The sequence below is a fragment of the Marisediminicola sp. UYEF4 genome, assembly GCF_040546025.1.
Lineage (GTDB): Bacteria > Actinomycetota > Actinomycetes > Actinomycetales > Microbacteriaceae > Marisediminicola.
The window spans coordinates 26772-42200 of record NZ_JBEPNA010000006.1; the positions used below are offsets into that span (position 1 = coordinate 26772).

The following is a 15429-nucleotide window of genomic DNA, read 5'->3' on the forward strand; positions in this document are numbered from 1 at the left end:
CTTTCATCATTCAGGAGGCTGGCCGACCCGGCCCCTTTCATCATTCAGGAGGCTGGCAATCGGCAATAGCCGATCGTTGCGCACAGCCCCCAATGGAGCAGGTTCTCGCTATTCGGAGCTCCTCCGTGGCGTAAATCAGCGCAGGACGGTCAGCATCCGTCCTCAACTCCTGAATGATGAACGGCCGACCTACCCTCAACCTGGCCACCACCGGACTGCCGCCCACCAAATTCCTGAATGATGAACGGCCGACCGACCCTCGACCTGGCCACCACCGGACTGCCGCCCACCAAACTCCTGAATGATGAACGGCCGACCTACCCTCGACCTGGCCACCACCGGGCTGCCGCCCACCAAACTCCTGAATGATGAAAGCCCGGAGCGGGCGCGCTCAGTCTTCGAACGCCTGCGGCGACGGGCAGGAGCAGACCAGGTTGCGGTCGCCGTAGGTGTTGTCGATGCGACGCACGGGCGGCCAGTACTTGCCCTTGATGAGGCTGCGCACCGGGTACACCGCCTGCTCGCGCGAGTACGGGTGGGTCCACTCGCCGTCGATGACCGACTGCGCCGTGTGCGGCGCCCCGCGCAGCGGGTTGTCGTCGGCCGGGAAATCGCCGGCCGCCACGGCATCCGCCTCGACACGAATCGCGATCATCGCCTCGATGAAGCGATCGATCTCGGCGAGATCCTCACTCTCGGTCGGCTCGACCATGAGGGTGCCCGCGACCGGGAACGACATCGTCGGCGCGTGGAACCCGAAGTCGATGAGGCGCTTGGCCACGTCGTCGACGGTGACCCCGGTCGACGCCGTGAGTGGGCGAAGGTCGAGGATGCATTCGTGCGCGATGAGCCCCTTGTCGCCCGAGTAGAGCAGCGGGTAGTGCTCCCGCAGCCGCACGGCCACATAGTTGGCCGCAAGAACAGCGGCTGCGGTGGCGTCCTTGAGCCCGTCGGCACCCATCATGCGCACGTACGCCCAGCTGATCGGCAGGATGCTGGGCGAACCGTACGGTGCCGCCGACACGGGCGCTCCCGTATGGAAGTCGTGCTGCGCCATCGGATGCCCGGGCAGGAACGGCGCGAGGTGCGCCTTCGCTGCGACAGGCCCGACACCCGGCCCCCCGCCGCCGTGAGGGATGCAGAACGTCTTGTGCAGGTTGAGGTGCGAGACGTCGCCGCCGAAGTCGCCGAACCGGGCGAACCCGAGCACCGCGTTGAGGTTGGCGCCGTCGACGTAGACCTGTCCCCCAGCATCGTGCACGGTCTTGCAGATGTTGCCGACCTCGTGCTCGTACACGCCGTGAGTGGACGGGTAGGTGATCATGAGCGCGGCGATCTCGCCGGAGTGCTCCGCGATCTTCGCGCGCACATCGTCCAGGTCGACGTTTCCGAGCTCGTCGCAGGCGATCACGATGACCCGCATGCCCGCGAGCACCGCACTCGCGGCGTTCGTGCCGTGCGCGCTCGAGGGGATCAGGCAGATGCGGCGCTGGGTGTCGCCGCGCGAGTCGTGGTAGCCGCGGATCGCGAGCAGGCCCGCGAGTTCGCCCTGGCTGCCCGCGTTCGGCTGCAGCGACACGGAATCGTAGCCCGTGACGTCGGCGAGCCAGCTCTGCAGCTGCTCGATCAGGGTCAGGTAGCCCTGCACGTCGGCCGCGGGGGCGAACGGGTGCAGCCCGCCGAACTCGGGCCAGGTCACCGGCTCCATCTCGGTCGCGGCGTTGAGCTTCATCGTGCACGAGCCGAGCGGGATCATGCCCCGGTCGAGCGCATAGTCGTAGTCGGCGAGGGTCTTCAGGTAGCGCATCATGCTCGTCTCCGAGCGGTGCGTGTTGAAGACCGCATGCGTCAGGTACTGCGACTCGCGGGAGAGGCCGCCGGGCAGGGCGGATGCTCCGGAGCGAACCGTGTCGCTGTAGTCGGCATCCGCCTCCCCGCCGAACGCGTGCGCGACGGCCCGGATGTCGGCGAGTTCGGTGGTCTCGTCGACCGAGAGGCGCACGGTGTTCTCGTCGACCTTCCAGAGCAGCACCCCGAGGTCGTACGCCGTGGCCACGATGTCGGCGGCACGGCCGGGAACGGCAACGGTGAGCGTGTCGAAGTGGTCGGTGGAGACCTCGGCGCCGAGTCCCGTCAGGATGCCCGCGAGTGCCCCGGCGCGCGACGCGACCTGCTGGGCGATGCGCCGCAGCCCATCCGGGCCGTGGTACACCGCGTACATCGAGGCCATGACGGCGAGCAGTACCTGTGCGGTGCAGATGTTCGAGGTGGCCTTGTCGCGGCGGATGTGCTGCTCGCGCACCTGCAGCGAGAGGCGGTAGGCGGGGTGTCCCGCGGCATCCTTCGAGACGCCGACGAGGCGGCCGGGGAGCTGGCGTTCGAGTCCGGCGCGCACGGCCATGTAGCCGGCGTGCGGTCCACCGAAGCCCATCGGAACGCCGAAGCGCTGACTGGTGCCGACGGCGACATCGGCCCCGAGGTCGCCCGGCGACTTGATCAGCGTGAGCGCGAGCAGGTCGGCCGCGACGATCGCGATGCCTCCCTGTGCCTTGGCTGCGGCGATCGTTGCACTGGGGTCCCAGACGCGGCCGGATGCGCCGGGGTACTGCACGAAGATGCCGAACGCGGCAGGCAGCTCGTCCCCGTCGTGCAGCTCTGACAGGCCCATCTCGACGAGGTCGTAACCGACAGCGCCGGCACGGTTGGCGAGCAGAGCCTTGGTCTGCGGCAGCGCGTCGGCGTCGACAATGAATGTGTTCGACGCGGACTTGGATGCCCGGCGGGCCAGCAACATCCCCTCGACGACCGCGGTGCCCTCGTCGAGCATCGACGCGTTCGCCGTGGTCATGCCGGTGAGGTCGGAGACCATGGTCTGGAAGTTGATGAGCGCCTCGAGGCGCCCCTGCGAGATTTCCGGCTGGTACGGCGTGTACGCCGTGTACCAGCTCGGGTTTTCGAGCACGTTGCGCTTGATGACCGCGGGGGTGATCGTGTCGTAGTAGCCGAGGCCGATCATCGACCGGTTGACGGTGTTGCGCTTGGCGAGGATCCGCAGCTCGGCGAGCGCCTCGCGCTCGGTCGCGGCGGGCGGCAGAACCGAGTCCGCCGCGGAGCGGAAGCCGTCGACATGGATCGACGGCGGGACCGCCGCGGTGACGAGGGCATCGACGGAGTCGTAGCCGATCGCGGCGAGCATGTGTGCCTGTGCTGCGGTGTCCGTGCCGATATGGCGCGCGGCAAAGCCCTGGAGGTTGACGCCGCCCATTACTCCCCTACCAGCGCACTGTACTCGTCGAAGCTCAGCAGCTCGGGAAGCGAGTCGAAGCGCACCTTGATGAGCCAGCCCTCGCCGAACGGGTCGCTGTTCACGAGCTCGGGCGAGTCGACGACGGCCTGGTTCGCCTCGACGATCTCGCCGTCGACGGGTGCGAAGAGCTCTCCGACCGACTTCGTCGACTCGATCTCCCCGACGACCTTGCCGCTCGCGATGCTGGAGCCTGCGGTCGGAAGGTCGACGAACACGACGTCGCCGAGCTTCTCGGCGGCGTACGCGGTGATGCCGACGGTCGCGACGTCACCGTCGACCTGCACCCATTCGTGCTCGGGGGTGTACTGGAGGGTGGTCTTGTCTGGCATGGTCATGCCTTTCGCTTGTAGAAGGGGAGGGAGACGACGGTCGCCGGAATTCGGGTGCCGCGCACATCGATGTAGAGCTCGGCGCCGAGGTCGGCGCTGTCGGGGGCGACGTAGGCCATCGCGATCGGATGCCCGAGGGTCGGCGACAGGGCGCCGCTCGTGATGATCCCGACCTCGGTCTCTCCGTCGAAGACGGGGTAGTCCGCACGGCCGGCGCGCTTGCCTTCGGCCGTGAGTCCGACAAGCACGCGGGCGCCGTCATCCGGTCCCGCCTCGATCGCGGCGCGGCCCACGAAGTCGCCTTCCTTCTTCAGATTGACGACGCGGCCGAGGCCCGCCTGCGACGGAACGGTGTCGAGCGAGAGCTCATGGCCGTAGAGCGGCATGCCCGCCTCGAGCCGCAGCGTGTCGCGGCTTGCGAGCCCGGCGGGGACGAGGCCTGCGCCGGCACCGGTCTCGAGCAGCGCGTCCCACAGTGCCGGTGCCGCCTCCGGGGCCAGGTACAGCTCGAAGCCGTCCTCTCCCGTGTAGCCGGTGCGGGCGACGAGCATCGCGTGCTCGCCGTAGTGGCCGTGCGCGGACCGGTAGTAGCCGAGGCCGTCGAGGCCGTCGAGGCCGTCGACGCGCACGCCGGGCACCTCGGTGAGGATCTCGAGGGCGCGCGGACCCTGCACCGCGATGAGCGCGATGTCGTCGCTCTCGTCGTGCACCTCGCAGTCGAACGGCGAGCATCGGTCGCGCAGCTCGTCCGCGACGGCCTCCCGGTTGGAGGCGTTCGCTACGACGAGGTAGCGGTCCTCGCCGGTGCGGTAGACGACGAGGTCGTCCACGATCCCTCCCTCGCGGGAGAGCAGCAGGCTGTACTTCGCCTGCCCGATCTCGATGACCGAGAGCTTGCCGGCGAGGGCGTAGTCGAGGGCGTCCGATGCCTCCGGGCCGAGCACGAGGATCTCCCCCATGTGGGAGAGGTCGAACAGGCCGGCGGCGGTGCGCACCGCGTGGTGCTCGGCGAGATCGCTCGAGTAGCGCACAGGCATCATCCAGCCGGCGAAGTCGGTGAAGCTCGCGCCGGCATCCAGATGGCGCTGGTGAAGGGGCGAGAAGCGTTCTTCGGTCACGAGTTCTCCATATCGTCGCGCGGGCGCGAAAGCAACTGTGGGAACTCCCCCTCTGTCATGGGCCTGAGAGCTTCGCGGCCGGCCCGCTGGGGCCTGCCACTTTCACCGTGGGCGAGCGGGAGTGGTGCCTCACGCTTCTTTTCAGAGTGGCCTGTTCGATGCGGTACTCGTACCTGAGAGATTGGTGGGGAGAAATTGCTCCTTCGGTGTTCGCCGATGTTGTGGCGAACTCTCCCGCATCGCGTTGTGGGCCCGATGTTCGATTGTGGCTCAACCCTACCGCGCCGAGGCGCCGCGCCGGATTCGGGATTACGGGTCAGTCGCGGTTGTCGCGGAAGTACCGCACGGCCTGCCAGATCAGCACGGCCAGGGTCGTGAGTCCCATGGCCCCGAACACGAAGGGGGCCCAGGGAGGGAAATCGGCACCGGGGATGACGTACGCCGGCACGGAGGTTATCGCCGCAGAAATCGTCATGGCTCCATCGTGCACCCTGCGGCGGGCCCCGCCAACCTCCCGCGGTCTATAGCTCCGCCACCCGGCCCGCGTCGACGCTCCAGTGCCGGTCGAGGCGCACGTTCGCGAGCATCCGCCGGTCGTGCGTGACGAGCAGAAGCGTGCCGTCGTAGGCCTCGATGGCATGCTCGAGCTGCTCGATCGCGGCAAGGTCGAGGTGGTTGGTCGGCTCGTCCAGCACGAGCAGGTTGACGCCGCGCGCCTGCAGCAGCGCGAGTCCGGCGCGGGTGCGCTCCCCCGGTGACAGGTCGTCGCCGCCGCGGCCGACATGGTCGGCCTTGAGCGCGAATTTCGCGAGAAGAGTGCGCACCTCGCCGGGGCTGAGCTCCGGAACGAGCTCCTCGAAGCTCGCGGCGAGCGGATACGGCCCGGACAGCAACGCCCTCGCCTGGTCGATCTCACCGATCGCCACGCTTGTGCCGAGGCTGGCGGTTCCGGCATCCGGCATCTGGCGACCGAGCAGGGCGCGCAGCAACGTCGACTTGCCGGCTCCGTTCGCCCCCGTGATGCCGATGCGCTCACCCGCCGCGACCTGCAGCGAGACCGGCCCGAGAGTGAAGTCGCCCTGGTGGAAGACGGCGTCGCTGAGTGTGGCGACCACCGAGCTCGCGCGGGGCGCCGCGCCGATCGTGAATTCGAGCTGCCACTCCTTGCGCGGCTCGTCGACCTCCTCCAGCCGGGCGATGCGGCTCTCCATTTGCCGCACCTTCTGCGCCTGCTTCTCGCTCGACTCGGCCGAGGCCTTGCGACGGATCTTGTCGTTGTCGGGGGCTTTCTTGATCGCATTGCGCACGCCCTGGCTCGACCACTCCCGCTGGGTGCGGGCGCGGCCGACAAGGTCGGCCTTCTTCTCGGCGAACTCGTCGTACTGCTCCCGCTTGTGCCGCCGGGCGGTCGCGCGCTCCTCCAGGTAGGAGTCGTAGCCGCCGCCGAAGACCGCGTTGGAACCCTGGACGAGGTCGAGCTCGAGCACCCGGGTGACGCAGCGGGCGAGGAATTCGCGATCGTGGCTCACGAGCACGACGCCGCCGCGAAGCCCGCGCACGAAGGCCTCGAGCCGCTCGAGTCCGTCGAGGTCGAGGTCGTTGGTGGGCTCGTCGAGCAGCACGATGTCGAACCTCGAGAGCAGCAGGGCGGCGAGGCCCACCCGGGCCGCCTGCCCTCCGGAGAGACCGGTCATCAGCGTTTCGGACCCGGCCGCGCCGAGGTCGAGCCCGAGGTCGGCGAGCACTGGCGGAAGCCGGTCGTCGAGGTCGGCGGCTCCGCTCGCGAGCCACCGTTCGAGGGCGCTCGAGTAGATGTCGGCCGGGTCGATTCCACCGGTGCCCGGCTCGGCGAGGGCGGATGCCGCGGCATCCATCTCGCTCGTCGCGTCGGCGCACCCGGTGCGCCGGCCGATGTACCCGGAGACGGTCTCGCCCGCGATGCGCTCGTGCTCCTGCGGGAGGGCGCCGACGAATGCATCCGCTGGCGCGAGGCTGACGCTTCCCGCCTGTGGCTTGTCCGCACCGGCGAGGATCCGCAGCAGCGTGGACTTGCCCGAGCCGTTCACGCCGACAACACCCACGACATCGCCGGGGGCGACCGTGAGGTCGAGGGCATCGAAGAGCACACGGTGGGCGTAGCCGCCGGCGACACCCTTCGCCACGAGAGTTGCCGTCATGGGTTCAGTTTCTCACTGGTGACGGCGGATCCCCTACCCGCGCGCACTGACGGATAGTGTGTGCGGGTGGCCCAACAACGTGACGACAAACCCTCCACAGCGATGGCACTGCGCGATCTGCACGAGAGATTCATGGTGGAAGAGCGGGTCGTGGCGGCGCCCGTGCAGCGAAAGCTCTACCTGATCGCGGCGGTGCTCGTCGTCGTGCCGCTCATCGCCTTCATCGTGATCCTCATCGATGTGCTGCGGGGCGGCGAACTGTCGAGCATCGACGCGCCCGTCCAGGCCTGGCTGAACTCGGTGCAATCGGACTTCCTCACCGCGACAATGACGGGCCTGTCGGTGCTGTTCGGCCCACCCGTTTTTCCGATCGTGGCGCTCGTCCTGGTGCTGGGCTGGGTGGTCACGGCGCGTCACGCCTGGCGCCCGCTGCTGCTCGCGGGCGGCACGCTGGTCGCGATTGTCGGCGTTCGGCTGATCGCGGAGCTGGTCGGCCGCGCGCGCCCGCCCGTGCGGGGGATGCTCATCGGCCCCGAGCTCAGCGAGTCGTTCCCCTCCGGGCACGTGGTCGGCGCCGCCGCCATCATGCTGCTCACGGCCTACCTCGTGTTCTCCCGGAGGAGGAACCCCGGCACCGCCGTCGCCGCCTTCGTCGTCGCGTCGCTCGCCATTCTCGCGACGGCGGCGAGCCGGGTGTACCTCGGCTACCACTGGGCGACGGATGCCCTGGGCGCCGCCTGCGTCGCGCTGATGGTGCTGGGGCTGGTCATCGCGATCGACACCCATCGGACGGTGCGCGTCGCCAATGCCGGGAGCCCCGCACCTGGAGGAACCCCCGTCTCCGGGGGAAGTGCCACCGTCGAGAACGGGTGAAGTCACGCTCCCGCGCGCAGTGCGCGAGACAGGCAGCATCCGTCGCCGAAATCGACCCCCTGTCGCGCGCCGCTCCGGCTTTGTACCCTTGAGCATTGGTTGACCGCAGAAAGGCGGGTCGTGATGAATACCGACGTTCTCCTCTGGATCATTGTCGGCGTCGTCGTTGTCGCCGTGCTCCTCGTGTTGGCCCTCGTTCTGTCGCGCCGTCGCGAGAGCGACGCCAAGCTCGAGGACGACCGGCGCCGCGCCGAGGAACATCGCGAGCAGGCGCGCGAGGCGGACCTCTCGGCGCGAGAGCGGGAGGCCGACGCGATGCGCGTGCAGGCCGAGGCGCAGCAGGCCCAGGTCGAGGCCGAACGGCTTCGGAACGAGGGCGAGCGGCGCCGGATGGATGCCGAGGGCGTCCGCGCCGAGTCTGAGGAGCATCTGCGGCGGGCGGACGAAATCGACCCGGACACCGTCGGCCGGTCGGAATCGGAGACCGGCGGCCGGCGCGACGACTCGCCAGACACTCGCCGCGACGGTGCACCCGATACCCGCCGCGACGAGACGACGCGCTGACTCCACACTGACAGCGGCTAGTGTCGACCACGTCCCGCCTGTCGCGTCCGGCTTTCGAATCTGTCGGACCTCTCGAAAGCTTGTCTGATGACCACCGGCATCACAGCCTCCCGGCCGCGCACCTCGCTCCCCCGCGCGCTCGCCCGGATTGCTCTCGGGGCGTTCCTCCTGCTCGCCGGGATCAGCCACCTCACCACGAACCGCGAGGCGTTCCAGGCGCAGGTGCCGGAATGGCTGCCGCTCGACGCCGACTTTGTCGTGGTCGCCTCGGGTGTGGTCGAGATCGCGCTCGGACTCGCCCTGATCGCGCTGCCGCGGCAGCGGGTGCTCGTGGGCTGGATCACCGCGGCGTTCTTCGTGGCGATCTTTCCCGGAAACATCTCCCAATTCGTCACGGCCACCGACTCGTTCGGCCTGAACACCGACCTCGCCCGCGGTATCCGGCTGCTGTTCCAGCCGCTGCTGGTTCTCTGGGCACTGTGGTCGACTGGCGCATGGCAGGCCTGGCGGGCCGCACGCACCACCGACGGCGCTAGACGGTAGACCAGCCGCCGTCTGACATCAGCACTGCGCCGTTGACGTTCGGCGAGTCCTCGCTGAGCAGCCAGGTGATCGAGGCCGCAAGGTCCTCCGCGGCCGCCGGTGTCGGAATCGTCGTCTGCATGATCGGTCCGAGGCGCTCCCCTGCCCAGGCGGACAGGAACGGAGCCTCGATGTTCGTGATGACGGCGCCGGGCGCGACGGCGTTGCAGCGGATGCCCTTCGGGCCGTAGAAGAGGGCCGTGCTCTTGGTGAGCCCGATGACCGCGTGCTTCGACACCGAGTAGGTGGTGCCGGATCCGCCCGACTTGATGCCCGCTTCGCTCGCGACGTTGACGATGCGGCCGAAACCCGCGTCGACCATGCCGGGCAGCACCGCGCGGATGAGGCGCATCTGCGAGGTGACGTTCACCCCTATGACCCGCTCCCACACCTCATCGGTGATCTCCGCCGTCGGCAGGAACCCGTCCATGATTCCCGCGTTGTTCACGAGCCCGTCGACGCTACCGCCTGCCGCCGCGACGATGTCATCGACCGCCCACCGCGAGCTCACGTCCCCGGCGACGATCAGGAGGTCGGCCCCCTCGTTGCCGGCAGCCAGCGCGTCGAGCCGCTCGGCGGAGATGTCACTCGCGACGACGCGGGCTCCCTCGGCGAGGAGGCGCTCAGCGGTCGCCTTGCCGATGCCGCTTCCGGCACCCGTGACGATGACCGTGCGGCCGGTGAATCGACCCGGAACTGATGATACGGGCATGGAAGGGTCCCTCGTGTTCGACGCTGAACGCGCCGGACGCGGGCGAACCTGAACGTACCCTCGGGCGCAGGTCACCCAACAGGCCTTGCTAGGCGGCGCGCACGTCGATCTCGCCGGGCGCCGCGCCGTCGCTCCCGAAGACGAGACGCCGGGTGGCGATCTTGTCGGTGAAGAACCGGTCGTGGCTGACCACGACGACGGCTCCGGGGAAGTGCACGAGTGCCCGCTCCATGACCTGCGTACTGGCCATGTCGAGGTGGTTGGTCGGCTCGTCGAGAAGCAGCACGGATGCCCCGGACAGCAGGCATTGCGCCATCGCGACGCGCGCCCGCTGTCCGCCGGAGAGGTTGCCGATCCGCTGTTTCAGGTCGGCCTCGGAGAACTGGAACATGCCGAGGAACCGGTTCACCGACTTGCGGGTCGCGGTGAACGCAAGGCTCCCGGGCATTGCGTTGACGGCGTGGGTGACGGTGTCGTCGTCGTCGAGCTCGTCCAGCATCCGGTTGTACGAGACGACACCTGCTCCCTTCGCCCAGGCGACCTCGCCGGAGTCGGCATCCTCCTCCCCCGTGAGCACCCGCAGCAGTGTCGTCTTGCCGCTGCCGTTGGAGCCGAGCACGACGATGCGGTTGCCGCGCCGGATCTCGAGGTTGAGGCCGTCGAACAGCACCTTCTCGCCGTAGGCCTTGCTGAGCATCTCGACCCGGCAGAGCACGTCCTTGATGTGCAGGCCGCCGTAGATCTCGGTGATGATCTGGTCGACCGGGCGCGGAGCGCGGGACTTTTTGATGTGTGAGAGCTGCTTGTCGAGGCCGCGGCTCGCGGCCTTTGCTGCCTCGCGGCGGTCGGCGATTCCCTCGGCCTCGAAGGCGAGCAGTTCGGACTCGTGCACGAACTGCTGCTCGAGGCTTTTGAGCCGGAACTGCTTCTGCACCACGTACTCGCCGAAGTTGCCGGGGTACTCGTGCAGGTGGAAGTTCTCGACCTCGATGATGCGCGTGACGACGGCATCCAGGAACCTGCGGTCGTGGCTAACGACGATCGCGGCGCCTCGGAAGTCGCGGAACCAGGCCTCGAGCCACTCGACGCCGGCCACATCAAGGTAGTTGGTGGGCTCGTCGAGCAGTAGCACGTCGGGGGCCTCGAGCACGATCTTCGCGAGCGCGGCACGGTTGCGCCAGCCGCCGGACAGCTCGTCGATCGGGCAGGTCCGGTGCGCTTCGGTAAATCCCAGCGTTGTGAGGGCCCTGTCGATGCGGCGGGTGTAGTCCCAGCCGTCGAGCCGGTCCATCTCCTCGAACAGCTCGGCCTGGCGGTGGATGAGCCGGTCGAGCTCGGGGCTCGCGCTCGGGTCGGCGGCGATGGTCGCGTCGATCGTCGCGAGTTCCGCCTCGACGGCCTGGATGTCGGAGAACAGGCCGACGAGCACCTCGGTGATCGTCGCGTCGCCGTCGAGTTCGGAGAACTGCGAGAAGTAGCCCACCTTGATGCCCGGCTCGAGGGTGACGGTGCCGCTGTCGGGGGCCACCTGGTCGAGGACCAGCTTCAGGATCGTGGTCTTGCCCGAGCCGTTGCGTCCGATCAGGCCAACCCGGTCGCCGGGCTCGAGGCGGAAGAAGGCCTCCCGCAGAATCTGGGTGTTCTCGAATCGAACGCTCACGTCGTGCAGTCGGATCAGGCTCATGCCCGGTGTCCTCTCGGTAGGGGTCCAGGTCGTGCGAACTCCACCCGGTATGTCGCCGCCCAGCCTACGGGTAGCTTCGGAGGATGGACCTGTCCGTGCCGACCTCGCTCGGCGACTCCCGTCTCGTGGTCGATGAGGCGGCGGATGCCCGTGCGGTGCTGTGGCTCGGCCATGGTGCCGGGGGCGGGATCGGCGCCGCGGATCTCGCCGCGCTGGCATCCAGGCTTCCCCGCCTGGGCATCACGGTGGTGCGGTACGAGCAGCTGTGGCGGGTGGCGGGACGCAAGGTGGCGCCGCGTCCCGTGGCGCTCGACGCGGCGTGGCTGGAGACGGCACCGCTCGTGGCGGAGCTCGCCGGCGGCCGGCCGATCATCGCCGGTGGGCGAAGCGCCGGCGCGCGAGTGGCCTGCCGCACGGCATCCGCGGTGCACGCGGTCGGCGTCGTGTGCCTCGCCTTTCCCCTGCATCCGCCCGGCAGACCAGAGAAGTCCCGGCTCGCCGAACTGCTGCTGCCAAATCTGCCGGTGCTCGTCGTGCAGGGCGACCGAGACACGTTCGGGTCGGCGGCGCTCGTCGCCGACGAGGTGCGCGGGCAGGCCGGGATCCGAGTGGTCGAAGCTGGCGGCGCCGATCACGGCATGAGAGTGCGCGCGTCGTCGCCGCTCGATGCCGAGGGAGTTGCGACCCTCGTGGTCGGAGCGGTGGCCGAGTTCGTCCTGGGGCTGGTGCGAACCTAGGCCTTCCTCGCCGCGGCCTTCGCAGCCCGCTTCGACTCCCGCACGCGGGTGAGCGACTCGGGGTCGACAATGTCGGCGACGGAGCGGTACGAGCCCTCCTCGCCGTAGGGTGCGGATGCCTCGCGCCACCCGGGCGGCGTGACCCCGCGCCGCTTGCCGAGCAGGGCGAGGAAGATCCTCCCCTTCTGCTCGCCGAAACCGGGGAGATTCTTCACGCGGCGGAGGATCTCGGCGCCGTCCGGGGAGTCCGAGGTCCAGATGGCCGAGGCCTCCCCCTCCCAATCGGCGACGATGACGCGGGCCACTTCCTGCACGCGCCCAGCCATCGATCCGGGGAAGCGGTGCACCGCCGGTGTCTGGCGGAAGACCTCGACGAAGGCGTCGGCGTCGTAACCGGCGATGGTCGCCGGATCCAGGGCGCCGATCCGGTCACGGATCTTGGCCGGGCCCACGAACGCCGTCTCCATCGCAATCTGCTGGTCGAGCAGCATCCCGAGCAGGAGCGCAAACGGGTCGTCGCTGAGCAGGGCGTCGGCCGCGGCGTCTCCGGTGATGTTGAGAGTCATGTGGCCATTTTGCCACCAGCGGTTCGGATGCCGCCGGCGATATGTCACAAGCGTGATCTCGCGGGCGCCCCGCCCGCGATGTGGAACGCCACGCGCACCCGGGTCGCAACGGAGGGCTTCGGCGCCCTGTTGCTGTCGAAGCAGGACGCGGGCGGCCAGTGGGCGGGCGGCGCCCACTTTCCTGCGAGGTTCTTCGGCAGTGCTGAAGCCGACGAGCCCGGGCAGCCGTGGACCGCGACCACGTGGTCACTCAAAGACCTGCGGGAGTGGGGTGGCGCTCGCGGCATGGTTTGCCGCGCACCGGCTCGCCGACGGAGGCTGGAACTGCGAGGCGGAGGAGGGCGACTCGACGCGCTCGTCGTTCCACTCCACGCTCAATGCCCTCCGGGGCATCTTGGCCTACGAGCGGATCACGGGTGACGCCTCCCTCCGCGAGGCGCGCCGCGGCGGCGAGGACTACCTGTTGGAACGGCGCCTGATGTACCGCGCGACAACCGGCGATCTCGTCGGCGACTTCGTGACACGGTTCGTGTATCCGAACCGCCATCGCTACAGCGCTCTCGCAGCGCTCGACCACTTCCGCGGCGCCGCCCTGTTCGACGGAACGCCGCCCGATGATCCCCGGCTCGCCGCGGCGGTCGACGTCGTGCGCGCCTCACGGCAACCCGACGGCACGTGGCGTCAATCTGCTCCACTCGCGGGACGCACCTGGTTCGACATCGACGCCTCCGAAGGCGAGCCGTCCCGCTGGCTCACCCTGATAGGAACCCGCGTGCTCGACTGGTGGGACGGGGCGCGCTGACCGCGGGACTCGTTTGTCTCACGTAAAGAGGCTCACCCCACCCGGACCAACCAGCAGTCCGACGACGATGAGCACAACACCCCAGAGAATCTGGCGGCGAAAGAGCGCCACAACACCAGCAATAACGAGGACTACCGCAATGATCCAAAGGATTGTTGCCATGGTGTTGCTCCATTTCATTGAGCGCCGGCGGGCCATACGCCCACAGCCGCGGTGGGGGGTGTTGAACTGAACGTACTCTCTGATCGGGCTCTGACCACCGTGTTTCATCCGGAAAGTCGTCGCTCAAGGCATCGGACCTCGATCCGGCATCCGCCTTTGCTGTCAATCTGTCGGCGAACGAGTCAGGCACGGGCGGGCGCGATTTACGATTGCGCATCCCGTATTCGGGTCAGAGACCGAAGCTCCCGGATCGGAAAATCGATGACGCTACTCCTCAAGCCCGGCACCGATTGGCACAGTGTCACCGACACTGCCCGGCGACTCGCGCCGGAAGCCTTCGACAGCGATCGAATCCGCAACCTCATCGGGGGGAGCTGGCGTGCTGTCGGCACCACGGGCGAGCACGTCAGTCCGGTCGACCAGACACCGATCCTCGGCCCGCCGCGGGTAGACCACGCTACGGCTGTCGCCGCGGTCGCTGACGCGGCCCGCCAGCACCGCGCGTGGGCCGCGGTGCCCCTCGACGAGAGGGTTGCGAGGGTGAGGTCAGCACTCGATGGGCTGCGTGATAGCCGCGACGCGATCGCGATGCTGCTGGTCTGGGAGATCGGAAAGCCGTGGAAGATCGCGTGCGCGGACATCGACCGCTGCATCGAGGGCGTCGACTGGTACCTCGGCCAGATCGGGAGGCAGCTCGAGGGCCGGCGCCCGTTGCCGGGCCCGGTTTCGAACATCGCGTCGTGGAACTACCCGCTGAGCGTTCTGGTGCACGCCGAGCTCGTGCAGATGCTGGCAGGCAATGCTGTCATCGCCAAGACCCCCTCACAGGGCGGCTTTCACGCGCTGACGCTGGCGCACGCGATGATGGCGCGTGCCGGCCTCCCGGCCACACTGCTGTCGGGGGTTGGGGGCGAGCTGGCGGATGCACTCGTCTCCTCATCCAGTCTGGGCGCACTTGCCTTCGTGGGTGGGCGATCGAACGGGCGGGCGGCAGCCCTGACCCTCGCGAACTTCGACAAGCGACACATTCTCGAGCAGGAGGGGTTGAACGCCTGGGGTATCTGGGACTACTCGAACTGGGATGAACTCGCACCTCTTCTGCGCAAGGGCTTCGAGTACGCCAAACAGCGCTGCACGGCGTACCCCCGCTATGTGGTGCAGCGACGACTGTTCCCGACGTTCTTGGAGATGTACCTGTCGGTGATCGGAAACCTTCGATTCGGGCATCCGCTCGCCGTGGAGGATGCCAGTGACGACTTGCCGGATCTCGAATTCGGCCCCGTGATCCAGAAGGTCAAGGCCACAGAATTGCGCGCCCAGTACGACGAGGCGATCACAATGGGTGGCATCCCGCTGTATCACGGGGACCTGTCGAAGGGAAAGTTCCTCCCCGGGCAGGACGTCGCCGCCTACGTCGCGCCGGCGTGCGTGCTCGAGCCCCCGAGGGCATGGTCGCTGCACCACTCGGAGCCATTCGGACCGATCGACTCCATCGTCTTGGTCGACACCGAGGCAGAATTCATCGCCGCGATGAATGTCTCGAACGGGAGCCTGGTCTCCTCTGTGGCAACGGATGACCGCGCGTTCGCCGCGCGCGTGCGGGAAGAGGTGCACTCCTTCAAATTCGGCATCAGCCGCCCCCGCTCCCGCGGGGACCGGGACGAGGTATTCGGCGGGCGCGGCGCCTCATGGCGCGGCGCATTCGTCGGCGGGGACCTGCTCGTCGACTCGGTCACCGAAGGCGAACGGTCGCTTTTCGGCAACTTCGCGGACGGGTCGCGGTATCCGGATACGCTCGACGACTGACGGCGGCGCA

At 68.6% G+C, this 15429-nt stretch carries 14 protein-coding genes, 1 pseudogene and 2 riboswitches; of the genes and pseudogenes, 6 read left to right on the top strand and 9 right to left on the bottom strand.

Annotated features, from left to right (window positions below):
• Positions 1-391 precede the first annotated feature (391 nt).
• The 5 genes from gcvP to ABIB15_RS07825 form a co-directional block, all read right to left on the bottom strand.
• Complete coding sequence (gene gcvP, locus ABIB15_RS07805) at positions 392-3265, bottom strand: aminomethyl-transferring glycine dehydrogenase (protein ID WP_354476663.1); 2874 nt, start codon at positions 3263-3265, stop codon at positions 392-394.
• Positions 3265-3636: a glycine cleavage system protein GcvH gene (gene gcvH, locus ABIB15_RS07810; protein WP_354476665.1), complete on the bottom strand. Its 372-nt coding sequence runs from the start codon at positions 3634-3636 to the stop codon at positions 3265-3267. The genes gcvP and gcvH overlap by 1 nt, the downstream gene beginning before the upstream one ends.
• A 2-nt stretch (positions 3637-3638) precedes the next feature.
• On the bottom strand, positions 3639-4754 hold the full coding sequence (gcvT, locus tag ABIB15_RS07815; RefSeq protein ID WP_354476667.1) for a glycine cleavage system aminomethyltransferase GcvT: 1116 nt from the start codon (positions 4752-4754) through the stop codon (positions 3639-3641).
• A gap of 42 nt (positions 4755-4796) precedes the next feature.
• Positions 4797-4905: riboswitch (glycine riboswitch) on the bottom strand.
• Positions 4906-5001: riboswitch (glycine riboswitch) on the bottom strand.
• A 69-nt stretch (positions 5002-5070) separates the two neighbouring features.
• Entirely contained in the window at positions 5071-5229 is a 159-nt protein-coding gene (locus tag ABIB15_RS07820; protein WP_354476669.1) for a hypothetical protein, read from the bottom strand.
• Positions 5230-5275: 46 nt separating this feature from the next.
• The gene (locus tag ABIB15_RS07825) at positions 5276-6931 is read right to left on the bottom strand and encodes an ABC-F family ATP-binding cassette domain-containing protein (RefSeq protein ID WP_354476670.1); all 1656 of its coding nucleotides are present in this window, start codon (positions 6929-6931) and stop codon (positions 5276-5278) included.
• A 102-nt stretch (positions 6932-7033) separates the two neighbouring features.
• Between ABIB15_RS07825 and ABIB15_RS07830 the strand changes: the two genes are divergently transcribed.
• From ABIB15_RS07830 to ABIB15_RS07840, 3 genes are all read left to right on the top strand, one after another.
• The gene (locus ABIB15_RS07830; RefSeq protein ID WP_354476671.1) at positions 7034-7804 is read left to right on the top strand and encodes a phosphatase PAP2 family protein; all 771 of its coding nucleotides are present in this window, start codon (positions 7034-7036) and stop codon (positions 7802-7804) included.
• Positions 7805-7927: 123 nt separating this feature from the next.
• The gene (locus ABIB15_RS07835; RefSeq protein ID WP_354476673.1) at positions 7928-8368 is read left to right on the top strand and encodes a hypothetical protein; all 441 of its coding nucleotides are present in this window, start codon (positions 7928-7930) and stop codon (positions 8366-8368) included.
• Between the two features lie 87 nt (positions 8369-8455).
• Complete coding sequence (locus ABIB15_RS07840) at positions 8456-8911, top strand: DoxX family protein (protein WP_354476675.1); 456 nt, start codon at positions 8456-8458, stop codon at positions 8909-8911.
• Here the strand turns inward: ABIB15_RS07840 and ABIB15_RS07845 are convergent.
• Together ABIB15_RS07845 and ABIB15_RS07850 are read right to left on the bottom strand one after the other, a co-directional pair.
• Positions 8901-9662, bottom strand: coding sequence for an SDR family NAD(P)-dependent oxidoreductase (locus tag ABIB15_RS07845; RefSeq protein ID WP_354476677.1), 762 nt, complete (start codon positions 9660-9662; stop codon positions 8901-8903). The genes ABIB15_RS07840 and ABIB15_RS07845 overlap by 11 nt on opposite strands.
• A gap of 88 nt (positions 9663-9750) precedes the next feature.
• The gene (locus ABIB15_RS07850) at positions 9751-11346 is read right to left on the bottom strand and encodes an ABC-F family ATP-binding cassette domain-containing protein (RefSeq protein ID WP_354476679.1); all 1596 of its coding nucleotides are present in this window, start codon (positions 11344-11346) and stop codon (positions 9751-9753) included.
• A gap of 83 nt (positions 11347-11429) precedes the next feature.
• Between ABIB15_RS07850 and ABIB15_RS07855 the strand changes: the two genes are divergently transcribed.
• A complete protein-coding gene (locus ABIB15_RS07855) occupies positions 11430-12083 on the top strand; it encodes an alpha/beta hydrolase family protein (RefSeq protein WP_354476681.1) in 654 nt (217 codons plus the stop codon).
• Here ABIB15_RS07855 and ABIB15_RS07860 read toward each other — a convergent pair.
• Positions 12080-12649 (bottom strand): HhH-GPD-type base excision DNA repair protein, encoded by a 570-nt coding sequence (locus ABIB15_RS07860; RefSeq protein ID WP_354476682.1) that lies wholly within the window; start codon positions 12647-12649, stop codon positions 12080-12082. The two genes, ABIB15_RS07855 and ABIB15_RS07860, sit on opposite strands and share 4 nt — an antisense overlap.
• A gap of 27 nt (positions 12650-12676) precedes the next feature.
• Here ABIB15_RS07860 and ABIB15_RS07865 point away from each other — a divergent pair.
• Positions 12677-13451 (top strand): annotated as a pseudogene (locus ABIB15_RS07865) (squalene cyclase).
• A gap of 18 nt (positions 13452-13469) precedes the next feature.
• Here ABIB15_RS07865 and ABIB15_RS07870 read toward each other — a convergent pair.
• Positions 13470-13613 (bottom strand): GPGG-motif small membrane protein, encoded by a 144-nt coding sequence (locus tag ABIB15_RS07870; protein ID WP_354476684.1) that lies wholly within the window; start codon positions 13611-13613, stop codon positions 13470-13472.
• A gap of 261 nt (positions 13614-13874) precedes the next feature.
• On the opposite strand from ABIB15_RS07870, the gene ABIB15_RS07875 reads away from it, so the two are divergent.
• On the top strand, positions 13875-15419 hold the full coding sequence (locus ABIB15_RS07875; RefSeq protein WP_354476686.1) for an aldehyde dehydrogenase family protein: 1545 nt from the start codon (positions 13875-13877) through the stop codon (positions 15417-15419).
• Positions 15420-15429 lie beyond the last annotated feature (10 nt).

Bases quoted from the DNA above. Each gene is read 5' to 3' on its own strand.
- ABIB15_RS07820 (WP_354476669.1), bottom strand. From the start codon at position 5,229: ATGACGATTTCTGCGGCGATAACCTCCGTGCCGGCGTACGTCATCCCC.
- gcvH (WP_354476665.1), bottom strand. From the start codon at position 3,636: ATGCCAGACAAGACCACCCTCCAGTACACCCCCGAGCACGAATGGGTG.
- ABIB15_RS07835 (WP_354476673.1), top strand. From the start codon at position 7,928: ATGAATACCGACGTTCTCCTCTGGATCATTGTCGGCGTCGTCGTTGTC.
- ABIB15_RS07870 (WP_354476684.1), bottom strand. From the start codon at position 13,613: ATGGCAACAATCCTTTGGATCATTGCGGTAGTCCTCGTTATTGCTGGT.
- gcvP (WP_354476663.1), bottom strand. From the start codon at position 3,265: ATGGGCGGCGTCAACCTCCAGGGCTTTGCCGCGCGCCATATCGGCACG.
- ABIB15_RS07840 (WP_354476675.1), top strand. From the start codon at position 8,456: ATGACCACCGGCATCACAGCCTCCCGGCCGCGCACCTCGCTCCCCCGC.
- ABIB15_RS07875 (WP_354476686.1), top strand. From the start codon at position 13,875: ATGACGCTACTCCTCAAGCCCGGCACCGATTGGCACAGTGTCACCGAC.
- ABIB15_RS07830 (WP_354476671.1), top strand. From the start codon at position 7,034: ATGGCACTGCGCGATCTGCACGAGAGATTCATGGTGGAAGAGCGGGTC.
- ABIB15_RS07855 (WP_354476681.1), top strand. From the start codon at position 11,430: ATGGACCTGTCCGTGCCGACCTCGCTCGGCGACTCCCGTCTCGTGGTC.
- ABIB15_RS07845 (WP_354476677.1), bottom strand. From the start codon at position 9,662: ATGCCCGTATCATCAGTTCCGGGTCGATTCACCGGCCGCACGGTCATC.
- ABIB15_RS07860 (WP_354476682.1), bottom strand. From the start codon at position 12,649: ATGACTCTCAACATCACCGGAGACGCCGCGGCCGACGCCCTGCTCAGC.
- ABIB15_RS07825 (WP_354476670.1), bottom strand. From the start codon at position 6,931: ATGACGGCAACTCTCGTGGCGAAGGGTGTCGCCGGCGGCTACGCCCAC.
- ABIB15_RS07850 (WP_354476679.1), bottom strand. From the start codon at position 11,346: ATGAGCCTGATCCGACTGCACGACGTGAGCGTTCGATTCGAGAACACC.